The organism is Tistrella bauzanensis (assembly GCF_014636235.1).
Lineage (GTDB): Bacteria > Pseudomonadota > Alphaproteobacteria > Tistrellales > Tistrellaceae > Tistrella > Tistrella bauzanensis.
This window is the reverse complement of record NZ_BMDZ01000029.1, coordinates 1-13,085: the sequence shown is the minus strand read 5'-3', so window position 1 is coordinate 13,085 and position 13,085 is coordinate 1. Positions and strand designations below refer to the sequence as shown.

Genomic DNA, 13,085 nt, shown 5'->3' with positions numbered 1-13,085 from the left:
CCACCGCCGCCGATGACAACGGTCGATATCCCCGCCGAGGTTGCAGAACAGCCTGATCCGCATCTGTCGGCGGTGCCGCGCACCAAGGCCGAGCGGGCGCGGATCGCCGCCGTCATCCGGCCCACCACCGATTTCACCCGGGCTGAGGAATACGAGGTCCGGCCGGGTGGTGCCGCGACCACGATGAAGCAGGTCAATCGCGACATCTTCTCGCAATCCTCGGCCAATATGCCGTTCGAGAGCGAGTTGGATTTCAAGGTCGGCAACGGTCTGTTCCGCAAGATCTGGGTGTCGTCGCCATCATCGACCAGGGCATCCGACGGGCTGGGGCCACTGTTCAATGCCCGATCCTGCCAGAGCTGCCATATCAAGGACGGCCGCGGCCATCCGCCGGCCGGAGAGGATGACGATCGCGTCTCGATCTTCCTGCGCCTGTCGGTGCCACCGCGAACCGACGAACTGAAGGCGGCGATCGCCGCCCATCTGCTGACCGTGGTGCCCGAGCCCAGCTATGGCGGTCAGCTTCAGGATCTGGCGGTCCAGGGCGTGCCGGCCGAAGGGCGCATGGAGATCGGCTATCGTGAGATGGCGGTGGCCTTATCGGATGGCGAGATGGCCAGCCTGCGTGTGCCCACATACAGCATCGACGATCCGGGCTATGGGCCGCTCGACCCTGAGGTGATGCTGTCGCCACGGGTGGCGCCGGCGATGATCGGGCTTGGGCTGCTGGAAGCCGTGCCGGCGCGCGATATACTGGCCAATGCCGACCCCAACGATGCCGATGGCGATGGCATTTCCGGCCGGCCCAACTTCGCCTTCAGCCCGGAATTCCAGCGGGTCATGCTGGGTCGTTTCGGCTGGAAGGCGGGCACGCCCACCGTGCGCCAGCAATCCGCCGATGCCTTTGCCGGCGATATGGGGATATCCAATGTCCTGCACCCGGCCGGTTATGGTGAATGCACCGAGGCGCAGATGGCCTGCCGTGATGCCCCGGACGGCGCGGATGCCGATGACAGGGACGGATTCGAGATCGATGGGCCGGGCTTGGATCTGGTGACGTTCTATTCGCGCAATCTGGCGGTGCCGGCGCGGCGGGATGCCGACGACCCGACCGTGCTGCGTGGCAAGCAGGTGTTCAACGACACCGGCTGCATTGCCTGTCACACCCCCAAATTCGTCACCGCGCGCCTGACCGACCGTCCCGAACAGAGTTTTCAGCTGATCTGGCCCTATTCCGATCTGTTGCTGCACGATATGGGCCCCGGGCTTGCCGATGGCCGGCCCGAGGGGGCGGCGAACGGGTCCGAATGGCGCACCGCGCCGCTCTGGGGCATCGGCCTGACCGCGACCGTGGACGAGCCCGCGCATTTCCTGCATGACGGTCGCGCCCGCAGCCTGCTTGAAGCCGTGCTCTGGCATGGCGGAGAGGCTGAAGCCCAGAAGCAGGCCGTGATGACCATGCCCAAGCCCGATCGGGACGCCTTGATCCGTTTTCTGGAGTCGCTGTGATGCGTTGCCTGAACCATCGTCGTCTCGTGCCACTGGCCATTCTGGCCACCCTGACCATCGCCATGACGGCGCCTGCCGGTGCCGCGACATCCGCGCCGGCGGCGGAGCAGACCGCCGCTGCCCAGGCGGTTGACCACAAGGCTTTGGCCGCGCGCGCGCTCGACGGCTATATCCGGCCCGAATTCGACGGTTTCGAGACGGCCGCCGCCCGTCTGGCCGCCGCCGCCGAGGATGATCAGTCGCCGGAGACCTTGCTGCCGCTCTATGATGCCGCCTATGACGCCTGGATGCGCGTCTGGTTCTTCCGCTTCGGGCCCCTGGAGGCCGAAGGCCGACGCTTCCGGCTGGAGTTCTGGCCGGAGCGCAGCGGCATCGCCTATCGGGCGATCAGCGCGCTGGTCCGGGCCCGCAACCCGATCGTCGATGATCCCGATGCGTTCGCCGGCGCGTCCGCCGGCGCGCAGAACCTGGTTGCCATGGAACGGCTGCTGCGCCCGCGCGATACCGCGCCCGCCGCCGGCACGTCTGGCGCCGACTATCGCCACCGGCTGATCCGTGCCGTTGCGCGCAATCTTGCCCGTGAGGCCCACGCGGCGCGGGCCGACTGGGATGCGGAGGGTGGTGCGGCCTTCCTGCTGACGACCGCGGGTGCCGAAGAGAACATGACCTATTTCACCCCGGATGAGGCGACCTTCGCGTTGTTCAATGCCTTTCACGGCGCGCTTCAGGAACTTGAGGAACTGCGGCTGGGCGCGATCGTCGCCGATCAGGCCTCGAAATCGCCCCGGGCCGACCATGAACGGGCAGGGGCATCGCTTGAAAACATCCGCGCCGGCATTGGTGGCCTGATCGACTTCGAACGGGTGGTGTTCGCGCCCGCCGCCATCGACCAGACGGCGCAGGCGGCGATGGCGGCATCGCTTGCCGAGGCGGTGCGCGCGGCTGATGCCGCCATCGCGGCGGGGCCGGCCGATATCGCCGGTATTGCCGCGCTGAAATCGGCCCTCGCCGATGCCCGCGGCCTCGCGGTGTCGCGTCTCGCGCCGGCGCTGGGTGTGCGGGTGGGCTTCAACTCGTTCGACGGCGACTGATGGCGATGGATGGAGAGGGCCCGACAATGAGCGATGGCGACACGACTGTCACCCGGCGGCGTGTGTTGGGGGGGCTCGGCGCGGCTATGGCCGGCATCGCGATGGCCCGTCCGCGAACCCTGTGGGCATCATCTGCCGGCCCGGCACCCGGCGCGCCGGATTTCCTGGTCGCGGCCCGCCACGACAACGGCGACTATGCGTTGATCGGCCTGATGCGGGACGGCGGCATCCGGTTCACGCTGCCGCTGCCGGCCCGTGGTCATGGCGGCGTGGTTCATCCGCTGCGGTCTGAAGCGGTGGCGGTGGCGCGCCGGCCGGGGCGTGAGGCGCTGGTCATCGATTGCGCGACCGGCAGTGAGAGCTTGCGGCTGACACCGCCCAAGGGCCGGGTCTTCTATGGCCATGGCGCGTTCTCGAACGATGGCCGGCTGCTGTTCACGCCCGAGAACGATTACGAGGCGGCAACCGGGCGCATCGGCATCTGGGACGCGGCCGACGGTTACAAGCGGATCGACGAGATTGCCTCGGGCGGTGTCGGGCCGCACGAGATCCGCCTGGAGAGCGGTGGTGTCACCCTGCTGGTCGCCAATGGCGGCAATGCCACTCATCCCGACACCGGACGCGAGGTGCTCAACCCCGGCACCATGCAGCCCAATCTGGTTCGGATCGCGGTCGATGACGGCCGGATCGTCGATGCCGTGCAGAATGAGCCGGCGCTGAGGCTCAACAGCATCCGACATCTGTCGACCCGCCCCGATGGGCTGGCGGCGGCGGTGATGCAGTGGCAGGGCGATGCTCATGAGCGCCCGCCACTGATGATGCTGCACAAGGCCGGCACGGCGCCGCGATTGCTGACCGCCCCGGAGCCCGCGCATGCGGCGATGCGCAATTATGCCGGCAGCACCGCCTTCAACCGCGCAGGCGATCTGGTGGCGATGACCTCGCCGGTCGGCGGCCGCATCCAGGTCTTCGGCGTCGAGACCGGCGGCTTCCGCGCCAGTCTGGTGGCGGCCGATGTCTGCGGCCTGGCGGCCGATCCCGACAGCGACGGCTTCCTGGCCACGGACGGTCGCGGCCGTGTGCTGGCGCTGTTGCCCGATCCAGCGGCCGAGGGCGGCCTCAGGATGACACTGCGCGCGCGCCATGCCCTGGCCTTCGACAATCATATGATCCCGCTCTGATCGCGGGCACCGTGGCATCGGGGATCAGGACGGTCGCCGGGCAGGACCGTAGCCGGCCCGCCCGGCGCCGGGCCCGGATCAGCCGATCTGCTTCAGGCGGATCACCTCGAACTGCGCGATGCCCTTCAACGTCCGGCCCAGGGTGCGGAAGTGGTCGGACTTGCCATGGGCGACGGTCGCCGCCTCGTCGGTCCATTCTTCCAGCATCACGAACCGATGATCGTTGGTGACATCGACATGCAGGTCATAGCGATGGCAGCCATCTTCCGCCCGGCTGGGGCCGGTGCAGGCGGCGAGAGCCTCGCGCACGGTGTCGGCATGGCCGGGTTCGGCAGTGATGATCGCGGTGATGACCAGATTGGGGGTCATGGGGGAGCGTCCTCCGGTTGTCGTTATCGTCGGGCCGCCTTCATGGGGCGGCATCGCCGGTCAAGTTACAGCAATGCCGTTCCTGGCGCGATCGATTGCTCGACTTGCCGATCTTTCACCGTTTACATCGGCGTTTTATTGACCGCCTGCTGATGTCTTGCCCGGCACCCGCAATGCGGCAATGCGCCACCAGACAGTGATGTCACAACGCGCGGGCCATCTGGTCGATTGCATCGGGCAGGTCTGCGGGATCGGCGACAAGGCCGTCGGCGCCGGCGGTCTCCAACTCGTCGCGGCCGCCATAGCCCCACAACACGCCGAGGGCGCGGATGTTGTGGGCGTGGGCGCCGGAAATGTCATAGCGGCGGTCGCCGACCATGATCGCGCGGGCGGGATCGATATGTTCGCTGCGAAGGGCGCGACCGATCACCTCGGGCTTCTCGCCGCCGCTGTCGTCGGCATTGGCGCCATAGGTGCCGGTGAACAGCGGCATCAGCCCGTGGCGCTTCAGGATATGGCGGGCGGCGGGCAGGGCCTTCGAGGTGGTCAGCACCAGACGGCGCCCCTCGCGGCCGAATTGTGCCAGCACCTCGGGGATGCCGGGGAAGAGCGGGCTGTCCTTCAGCACGACCTCGTCGTGATGGCGCTGGAACACCGCCACCGCCTCGGCCACGCGGTCATCGCCATGGCGGGACATCAACAGGGCCATGGTGTCGGTCAGTGGCGGGCCGATCGTCCAGCCCAGGTCTTCCGACAGATCCGGCTGATGGCCCATCTCGCGCAGGGTCATGTGGGTACACCGCACCACGGCGTCATGGGAATCGATCAGCGTGCCATCCATGTCGAGCAGGATGGTGATGTCGGCAGGCGCGGCCACGGCAGGAACTCCGGACAGGATCAGGGCAGGGTGATGCGGATACCGCCAGGGACGACGACGGCGCCGCAGGCAGAGTTGTATGATGATGCGCCCTGATCGAGCTGTGAAAAAAATGCGGCCCGCTCCGTCAGGAGAAGGCCGCAGGGTGGTCATCTGTCAGGCGTATGGCGGCGGGAAAGCGGGATCAGGCCTTGCCGGCCATCTCGCGCAGCATGCGCACGATTCCTGAGAAGTCGGCGCCGCCCTGACCGGCATCGGCATATTGCTGATAAAGCGCTGCCGCGGCGGCGCCCAGCGGCGTGGCGGCACCGGACGAGCCGGCGGCATCCTGCGCCAGCTTCAGATCCTTCAGCATCATGTCGACCGCGAAGCCCGGCTTGTAGTCGTTATTGGCCGGCGAGGTCGGCACCGGGCCCGGCACCGGGCAATAGGTGGTCAGCGACCAGCACTGGCCCGAGGCGGTCGACGAGATGTCGAACAGGGTCTGATGCTCGACGCCCAGCTTCTCGGCCAGGGCAAACGCCTCGCAGACACCGATCATCGAAATGCCGAGCAGCATGTTGTTGCAGATCTTCGCCGCCTGACCATTGCCGGCACCACCGGCATGGACGATCTTCTTACCCATCTTTTCAAGGAAGGGCTGGGCCTTGGCGAAGGCATCGGCCGTGCCACCGACCATGAAGGTCAGCGTGCCGGCGGCGGCACCGCCGACACCGCCAGAGACCGGCGCGTCCACCATCGGCCGGCCGGCGGCCTCGGCGGCGGCGATCACCTCACGCGCGCTGTCGACGTCGATGGTCGAGCAGTCGATGAACAGCGTGCCCGGGCGCGAGGCGGCGAGGATGCCGTCATCGCCCAGATACACACCCTTGACGTGCCGGCCAGCGGGCAGCATCGAGACCACAACATCGACATCGGTCGCAGCCTCGTTGGCGCTGGCGGCCTTGCTGCCGCCGGCGTCGACGATGCGCTGCACCGCCTCGTCGGAAAGATCGAAGCCCTTGAGGGCATGGCCGGCCTTGAGCAGGTTGAGGGCCATGGGCCCGCCCATATTGCCGAGGCCGATGAAACCGATGGTCGCCATCTTCGGAACGTCTCCCTGAAATCTTCAGTTCTTGTGACGGGGGCTCAGTCGACCGCCATGCCTTGAAGCAGGCGGCGGGCGATGATCACCCGCATGATCTCGTTGGTGCCTTCCAGGATCTGGTGGACCCGGGCATCGCGCAGATAGCGCTCGATCGGGTAATCCATCAGATAGCCATAGCCGCCATGCAGTTGCAGCGCCTCGTTGCAGATCCGGAAGCCGGCATCGGTGGCGAAACGCTTGGCGCTGGCGCAGATCGCGGTCTTCTCAGGGTGCTGATTGTCCAGCGCCCAGGCGGCGCGGCGGATCATCAGCCGGGCGGCATCCAGTTCGGTCATCATGTCGGCGAGCCGGAACTGGGTGGCCTGGAACTCCGCCAGCGCCTTGCCGAACTGCTGCCGGCCGATGACATAGTCACGCGAGATAGCAAGCGAGGCCCGCGCGGCACCGATCGAGCAGGCGCCGATATTGATCCGCCCGCCATCCAGGCCCATCATCGCGATCTTGAAACCGTCGCCTTCTTCGCCGAGGCGATTGGCGACCGGCACCCGGCAGTCTTCAAAGATCACCGCCGCGGTCGGCTGGCTGTTCCAGCCCAGCTTGCGTTCGTTGGCGCCGAACGACAGGCCGGGGGTGTCCTTTTCGATCACCAAGGTCGAGATGCCCTTGGGGCCGTCCTGGCCGGTGCGGACCATCACCACATAGATGTCGGAGCGACCACCGCCGGAAATGAAGGCTTTCGAGCCATTCAGCACATAATGATCGCCGTCGCGCGTTGCACGGGTGCGCAGCGCCGCCGCATCCGATCCGGCGCCCGGTTCGGTCAGGCAGTAGCTGGCGAAATGCTCCATCGAGCACAGCCTGGGCAGGAAGCGGTTGCGCTGTTCGTCCGACCCGAAGCGGTCGATCATCCACGACGCCATGTTGTGGATGGAGATATAGGCCGCGGTCGAGGTGCAGCCGGCGGCCAGTTCCTCGAAGATGATCGCCGCATCGAGCCTCGACAGGCCCGATCCGCCGACATCGTCGCTGACATAGATGCCGCCGAAACCCAGGGCGGCCGCTTCGCGCAGTTCCGCCTCGGGGAAGATCTTCTTCGCATCCCATTCCGGCGCGCCGGGCGCCAGACGATCGGTTGCGAAGCCGCGTGCCATGTCCTGGAACGCGCGCTGGTCTTCGGTCAGGGAAAAATCCATGGGGTCACCTCCAGCACCGTATGCGTCCACGCCCCGCCCGCCGGTCGGGTGCGACCGGCGGGCGGGGGACGTGACGGTTCAATCGACGCGAAGAGCCGGTGGATCAGCCCATGGTCGGGATGTGGAAGTCGGCGCCCGAACGGATACCCGTCGGCCAGCGGCTGGTCATGGTCTTGACCTTGGTATAGAAGCGCACGCCTTCGGGACCATGCTGGTTGGTGTCGCCGAAAGCCGAATTCTTCCAGCCGCCGAAGGTGTGGAAGGCCACCGGCACCGGGATCGGCACGTTCACGCCGACCATGCCGACCTGGACGTTGCGGGCGAACTCACGCGCGGTGTCGCCATCGCGGGTATAGATCGACACGCCATTGCCGAATTCGTGCTCGGTCGGCAGGGCCACGGCCTCGTCATAGGTCTTCGCGCGCACGATGCTGAGCACCGGGCCGAAGATCTCTTCCTTGTAGATCCGCATGTCCGGGGTCACGCGGTCGAACAGGCAGCCACCCATGTAGTAGCCGTTCTCGTAACCCTGGATGTTGACCTCGCGGCCGTCCACGATCAGCTCGGCGCCTTCCTGGGTGCCCAGATCGACATAGCCACGCACCTTGCGCAGATGCTCGGCGGTGACCAGCGGCCCGAAATCGCCGTCGGCCATCGAGGGGCCGAACTTCAGGTTCTGAACCCGGGGGATCAGACGCTCGCGCAGGGCCTCGGCGGTTTCCTCGCCAACCGGCACCGCCACCGAAATCGCCATGCAGCGCTCGCCGGCCGAGCCGAAGCCCGCGCCCATCAGCGCGTCGGCGGCCTGATCGAGATCGGCATCCGGCATGATGATCATGTGGTTCTTGGCGCCGCCCATGGCCTGGACGCGCTTGCCATGCGCCGCACCGGTCGCATAAACGTATTTCGCGATCGGGGTCGAGCCCACGAAGCTGATCGCCGGCACGCGCGGATCGGTCAGAAGCGTGTCGACCGCGTCCTTGCCGCCGTTGACGACGTTCAGCACGCCGGCCGGCGCGCCGGCTTCCATCATCAGCTCGGCCAGACGCATCGGGACCGAGGGATCCTTCTCCGACGGCTTCAGAACGAAGGTGTTGCCGCAGGCGATGGACACCGCGAACATCCACATCGGCACCATGGCCGGGAAGTTGAACGGCGTGATGCCGGCGCAGACGCCCAGGGCCTGACGCATCGAGTAAACGTCGATGCCGCGCGCGACATTCTCGGAATACTCACCCTTCAGCAGATGCGGAATGCCGCAGGAGAAATCGACCACGTCGAGACCGCGGGTCACGTCGCCCTTGGCATCGGTGAAGGTCTTGCCATGCTCGCTCGACAGCAGCTCGGCAAGGCTGTCCATGTTCTCTTCGACGAGCTGCTTGAACTTGAACATCACCTTGGCGCGTGCCATGGCCGAGGTGTTCGACCAGCCGGGGAAGGCGGCAGCGGCATTGGCGATGCCCGCTTCCACTTCCGCCTTGGTGGCCAGCGCCACCTTTGCCGACAGCTCGCCGGTCGACGGGTTGTAAACGTCGCCGAAATTGCCGCTGGTGCCTTCGACGATCTTGCCGCCGATAAAGTGATGGATCTGCTTGACCATCCCGCGTTTCCCCAACTTTTTGCGAGGGTGTAGGACCACGCCATCCTGCCGCCAGATCAGGCGGCGGCGCGTCCGCACCGCCCTTGTCTTGTGCCTTGGTATCATGTGCAGCAGGCGGGTCGTGCGTCACGACCCGCCGGACAGCTTGGTGACGCTACGATAACGATGTAAAACTGCACGACCAGCCTAAAACGCGCAGAGGCTGTCTGCGCGGATGCACACACTCCGCGAGGCCCCGATGTTCGACTGGAACGACCTGCGCTTCTTCCTGGAAGTCAGCCGACGCGGGCGTCTGGTCACCGCGGCACGACACCTCGCGGTTGATCATACCACCGTCAGCCGCCGCATACAGGCCCTGGAAGAGCGGATGAACACCAAGCTGTTCGATCGCACGCCGGCCGGATACAGCCTCACCCCCGCCGGTGCCCAGCTTGTGGAATATGCCGAGGCGATGGAGACAACCGCCTTTGCTATTCAGGAAAGCATCGCCGGCCAGGATCTGCATCTGTCGGGTACGGTCAGGCTGGGTGCGCCCGAAGGCTTCGCGTCGGCGTTTCTGGGCGCGCGGCTGCATCGTTTCTTTGCGGCCCATCCGGGCATCCAGATCGATCTGGTCGCGGCGCCGCGCTATCTCAGCCTGTCGAAGCGGGAAGCCGATCTGGCGATCGGGCTGGCGCGCCCGACCTCCGGCCGGCTGGTGGCACGCAAGCTGACCGATTACCGGCTGTGTCTTTATGCGAGCCCCGCCTATCTGGAACGCATGGGCACGCCGCGCAGCCTGAAGGATCTGGAGACCCATGATTTCATCGGCTATGTCGACGATCTGATCTTCGCCCCGGAACTGCGCTATCTCGACAAGCTGGTGCGCACGCCGCAGGTGGTGATGCGCTCCACCAGCCTGATCGTGCAGCGCGATGCCGCCATCGACGGTCTGGGCCTGTGCATCCTGCCCTGCTTCGTGGCGGCGACGGCACCGGGGCTGGTGCCGGTGATTCCGAAGGAGAGCAGCATCACCCGCAGCTTCTGGCTGGTGACCCATGCCGATCTGCGCGACATCGTGCGGGTGCGCACGGTCGCCGATTACCTCCGCGATCTGGTCAAGCGCGACCATGATCTGCTGATCGGCCGGTCGCTTGACCGGATCGATGCCAATGCGTTGACGGCGACGGCCACGTCCGCGTGACGCGGTCCCTTGTCTGGTCACGACCGGTCCGGCGGCCTAATATCGGTGCCGGGGAGCACTTCCCGCCGGGGTTGAGGCGGGCAGCATCGACGGACGGGGCCAAGGGGCGGGGCTGATGATGGACGGAATGACCGGTGGCGCCCTGGCGGGCGTCGCACAGAGCGGGCTTGGGCTGCTTCTGCTGGTGGCGCTGGCCTGGATCATCGGCCGGATGCCACGTGGCGTGTCCTGGCGGGCGGTGGGCATCGGGCTGGTGGTGCAGGTGGTCATCGCGCTGGTGCTATTGAAACTGCCACCGGTGCAACTGGCCTTCGTCTGGGCCAATCGGGCAGTGTCGGCGCTGGAAGCCGCAACCCGCGCCGGCACTTCGGTGGTGTTCGGCTATCTGGGCGGTGGTGCGCCGCCCTTCGATGCGGTCACGCCGGCCAACAGCTTCGTCCTGGCCTTCCAGGGCCTGCCGCTGATCCTGGTGATCGGGGCGATCGCCGGGCTGCTGTATCACTGGCGGGTGATCCCGCTGTTCGTGCGGCTGTTTGCCCGGCTGCTGCGGCGCAGCTTCGGTGTCGGCGGCGCGGTGGGTGTGTCGACCGCCGCCAATGTCTTCGTGGGCATGGTGGAGGCACCGCTGTTCGTGCGCCCCTATCTGGCCCGTCTGACCAACTCTGAGCTGTTCATGGTGATGACGGCGGGGCTGTCGACACTCGCCGGCAACATGATGGTGCTTTATGCGGTGTTCCTGACCGGCGTGATCGACGACCCGATCGGCCAGTTGCTGACCGCATCGCTGATTTCGGCCCCGGCAGCACTGGTGGTGGCGATGGTGATGATGCCGGCCATGGCTGCCACGACACCGGACGGTGTCCTTGCGGAGGACGTGGATGCACCGCCATCCGAGGCGTCCAGCAGCCTGGAGGCCGCGGTGGTGGGGGTGCTGAACGGGATCAATCTTCTGATCAACGTGGTGGCGATGCTGATCGCCGGCATCGCGCTGGCGGCGCTCGCCAATATGGTTCTGGGCCTGGGCGGCGATATCGGCGGCGCGCCGCTGACCCTGGAACGCATGCTGGGCTGGATCATGGCGCCGATCGCCTGGGCCATGGGCATGAGCTGGACCGAGGCGCTGGCCGCGGCCCCCTTGCTCGGCACCAAGGTCGTGGTCAACGAACTGGTCGCGTTCCTGAATTTCGCCGCCGATCCCTCGGCCTTCAGCCCCAGATCGCGGCTGATCCTGACCTATGCCCTGTCGAGCTTCGCCAATATCGGCAGCCTGGGCATCATGATCGGCGGCATGATCGCGATGGTGCCGGAACGGCGTGCCGACATCGTGCGTCTGGCGCCGCTCAGTCTGGTATCGGGCACGATTGCCACCTGCATGACCGGTGCCGTGGTGGGGCTGGTCAGCCTGTGAGCGCAAATGACATTTTTCCGGTCAGTCAATCAATTTTCAGTTGATCGATGGCATCGAGTCAAAATACCATCATTGTCATGGATACCGGGGTATCGGCCTGTATGGCCGTGATGAGGAGAAGACCAGAGTGCCCGGTTCCGTATCTGCCGGAGTGGTGAAACTGGTAGACACCGGATTTTCGGCTTGCCGATCATCTGACAGGATCTTCGCGTCCTTGCAGGTTCAAGTCCTGCCTCCGGCACCAATTTTCCTGCGCGCCTCATAAGACCGATGATGATGCGGTGAGGACTGCATGCGTGCGTCGCCGGTGCTGCCGGTCATGCCACGCCCAGAGGCGCGCGCCTCCCCTTCGCGGATGAGGAGCGTGCCCGATGACCGACGCCGTCCTGGTATTTCCGCCATCCTATTATCCGTGGTTCGTCGCCCCCGGCCTGTCGCATCTGACGGCGTGGCTGAAGGCGAAGGGATGGGCGGTGGTGCAGCGTGACGCCAACATTCCGGCCATCGAGCACGTCTTGCGCCCCGAGGCACTGGCGGTGGCTGGCGCGCCCGGGCATATGCTGACCGGTATCGGCCCGGCCCTGGCCACGATGCGGGACGAGGCGGCGCACCATGCCCTTGAGCCCTATCTGGCAGCGAAGCGCATGATCGAGGAGGCGTCTACGATCATCGACGCCGCCGTGCCCGACACGTTTCTGATCTTCCGCAACACCTTGAAATACATATCGGCTTATGATGCCCGGCGCCGTGAGGCGGTGATGGCGGCGGTTGCCGATCGCGAGAACCATCTGTTTCACGACTATTACCGCGACGTCGAGGTGCCGGCGATCGCGACCCTGAAGCCGCGCCTGGTGGGGTTGTCGGTCAACGATCACCATCAGTTGATCCCGTCGATGGTTCTGGCATCGATGCTGCGCGAGGCGCTGCCCGATACCCACATCACCATCGGCGGTAATCTGATCGCGCGGCTGAAGACGACGCTGGAAGCGGACGACCCCCTGACGGCCGCCTTCTATACTGTCGTCGACAGCTTCATTCACCACGAAGGCGAACAGCCGCTGGCGGCCCTGCTTGAGGAACTGGTCCATGGCCGGGTCGCGAACCGGCCGGTGCCGCAGGTGATCCGCTTCGATGGCGCGCGGCCGGTATCGGGGCCACCTTCGGTGCCGGTTCAACTCGACCAGTTGCCACGCCCCGACCCTGAGGCCTATCGGCCGTGGACGCCCGAGCCGGTGACGGCGCTGAACATCTATCGTGGCTGCTATTATTCCGGCATCTGTAGTTTCTGCGATATCAATGAAGGCTATGACACCGTCGTTCATGAACGCCAGACCGACGGGCAGGTAAAAGTGAAGTTCCGCAAGCGCCTGCGTCCGATGGCTCAGGTCGCCGAGGATCTGGCGGTATGGCATGGCGAGACCGGACGCCGCACGTTCAGCTTCACCGATGAATGGTTCCGGGTGTCGGAAATGCTGGAACTGGGCGAGCATCTGGCGGCGCGGGGCCTGAGAGCCTGTTGCAGAATGGGTCTTCGGAATGTGTCGCGATCGCAGTGAGATCCGCCCTTGAGCCTGCGGCCGGCGCCTG

General features: G+C 66.1%; 11 protein-coding genes and 1 tRNA gene. 7 read left to right on the top strand and 5 right to left on the bottom strand.

The window, feature by feature from the left end; all coding sequences use genetic code 11:
- Window positions 1-12 precede the first annotated feature (12 nt).
- The 3 genes from IEW15_RS12870 to IEW15_RS12860 are packed head-to-tail and all read left to right on the top strand — an operon-like array spanning window position 13 to window position 3,781.
- Window positions 13-1,509, top strand: coding sequence for a di-heme oxidoreductase family protein (locus IEW15_RS12870; RefSeq protein ID WP_188578565.1), 1,497 nt, complete (start codon window positions 13-15; stop codon window positions 1,507-1,509).
- A complete protein-coding gene (locus tag IEW15_RS12865) occupies window positions 1,509-2,600 on the top strand; it encodes an imelysin family protein (RefSeq protein ID WP_188578484.1) in 1,092 nt (363 codons plus the stop codon). The genes IEW15_RS12870 and IEW15_RS12865 overlap by 1 nt, the downstream gene beginning before the upstream one ends.
- Window positions 2,601-2,626: 26 nt before the next feature.
- Window positions 2,627-3,781 carry a DUF1513 domain-containing protein gene (locus tag IEW15_RS12860; protein ID WP_188578482.1) on the top strand — a complete coding sequence of 385 codons (1,155 nt, stop codon included), beginning with the start codon at window positions 2,627-2,629 and terminating at the stop codon, window positions 3,779-3,781.
- 78 nt (window positions 3,782-3,859) lie between these two features.
- Here the strand turns inward: IEW15_RS12860 and IEW15_RS12855 are convergent, their stop codons facing one another.
- The 5 genes from IEW15_RS12855 to IEW15_RS12835 all read right to left on the bottom strand — a co-directional run bounded on the left by IEW15_RS12855 (window position 3,860) and on the right by IEW15_RS12835 (window position 8,907).
- Entirely contained in the window at window positions 3,860-4,150 is a 291-nt protein-coding gene (locus tag IEW15_RS12855; RefSeq protein WP_188578480.1) for a putative quinol monooxygenase, read from the bottom strand.
- Between the two features lie 202 nt (window positions 4,151-4,352).
- The gene (locus IEW15_RS12850) at window positions 4,353-5,027 is read right to left on the bottom strand and encodes an HAD hydrolase-like protein (RefSeq protein WP_229708064.1); all 675 of its coding nucleotides are present in this window, start codon (window positions 5,025-5,027) and stop codon (window positions 4,353-4,355) included.
- A 184-nt stretch (window positions 5,028-5,211) separates the two neighbouring features.
- Window positions 5,212-6,111, bottom strand: coding sequence for a 3-hydroxyisobutyrate dehydrogenase (gene mmsB, locus IEW15_RS12845; RefSeq protein WP_188578478.1), 900 nt, complete (start codon window positions 6,109-6,111; stop codon window positions 5,212-5,214).
- 44 nt (window positions 6,112-6,155) lie between these two features.
- A complete protein-coding gene (locus IEW15_RS12840) occupies window positions 6,156-7,307 on the bottom strand; it encodes an isobutyryl-CoA dehydrogenase (protein WP_188578475.1) in 1,152 nt (383 codons plus the stop codon).
- Window positions 7,308-7,410: 103 nt separating this feature from the next.
- Window positions 7,411-8,907, bottom strand: coding sequence for a CoA-acylating methylmalonate-semialdehyde dehydrogenase (locus tag IEW15_RS12835; protein WP_188578473.1), 1,497 nt, complete (start codon window positions 8,905-8,907; stop codon window positions 7,411-7,413).
- Window positions 8,908-9,121: 214 nt separating this feature from the next.
- On the opposite strand from IEW15_RS12835, the gene IEW15_RS12830 reads away from it, so the two are divergent.
- The 4 genes from IEW15_RS12830 (at window position 9,122) to IEW15_RS12815 (ending at window position 13,054) form a co-directional block, all read left to right on the top strand.
- The gene (locus IEW15_RS12830; protein WP_229708063.1) at window positions 9,122-10,090 is read left to right on the top strand and encodes a LysR family transcriptional regulator; all 969 of its coding nucleotides are present in this window, start codon (window positions 9,122-9,124) and stop codon (window positions 10,088-10,090) included.
- Window positions 10,091-10,217: 127 nt separating this feature from the next.
- Window positions 10,218-11,498 (top strand): NupC/NupG family nucleoside CNT transporter, encoded by a 1,281-nt coding sequence (locus IEW15_RS12825; protein WP_188578471.1) that lies wholly within the window; start codon window positions 10,218-10,220, stop codon window positions 11,496-11,498.
- A 145-nt stretch (window positions 11,499-11,643) separates the two neighbouring features.
- A tRNA-Gly gene (locus IEW15_RS12820) sits at window positions 11,644-11,742 on the top strand.
- A gap of 127 nt (window positions 11,743-11,869) precedes the next feature.
- On the top strand, window positions 11,870-13,054 hold the full coding sequence (locus IEW15_RS12815) for a hypothetical protein (RefSeq protein ID WP_188578469.1): 1,185 nt from the start codon (window positions 11,870-11,872) through the stop codon (window positions 13,052-13,054).
- The last annotated feature ends 31 nt before the right edge of the window (window positions 13,055-13,085 follow it).

Coding starts and splice junctions, on each gene's coding strand:
- IEW15_RS12825 (WP_188578471.1), top strand. CDS start 10,218: ATGACCGGTGGCGCCCTGGCGGGCGTCGCACAGAGCGGGCTTGGGCTG.
- IEW15_RS12860 (WP_188578482.1), top strand. CDS start 2,627: ATGAGCGATGGCGACACGACTGTCACCCGGCGGCGTGTGTTGGGGGGG.
- IEW15_RS12865 (WP_188578484.1), top strand. CDS start 1,509: ATGCGTTGCCTGAACCATCGTCGTCTCGTGCCACTGGCCATTCTGGCC.
- mmsB (WP_188578478.1), bottom strand. CDS start 6,111: ATGGCGACCATCGGTTTCATCGGCCTCGGCAATATGGGCGGGCCCATG.
- IEW15_RS12815 (WP_188578469.1), top strand. CDS start 11,870: ATGACCGACGCCGTCCTGGTATTTCCGCCATCCTATTATCCGTGGTTC.
- IEW15_RS12855 (WP_188578480.1), bottom strand. CDS start 4,150: ATGACCCCCAATCTGGTCATCACCGCGATCATCACTGCCGAACCCGGC.
- IEW15_RS12835 (WP_188578473.1), bottom strand. CDS start 8,907: ATGGTCAAGCAGATCCATCACTTTATCGGCGGCAAGATCGTCGAAGGC.
- IEW15_RS12870 (WP_188578565.1), top strand. CDS start 13: ATGACAACGGTCGATATCCCCGCCGAGGTTGCAGAACAGCCTGATCCG.
- IEW15_RS12840 (WP_188578475.1), bottom strand. CDS start 7,307: ATGGATTTTTCCCTGACCGAAGACCAGCGCGCGTTCCAGGACATGGCA.
- IEW15_RS12830 (WP_229708063.1), top strand. CDS start 9,122: ATGCACACACTCCGCGAGGCCCCGATGTTCGACTGGAACGACCTGCGC.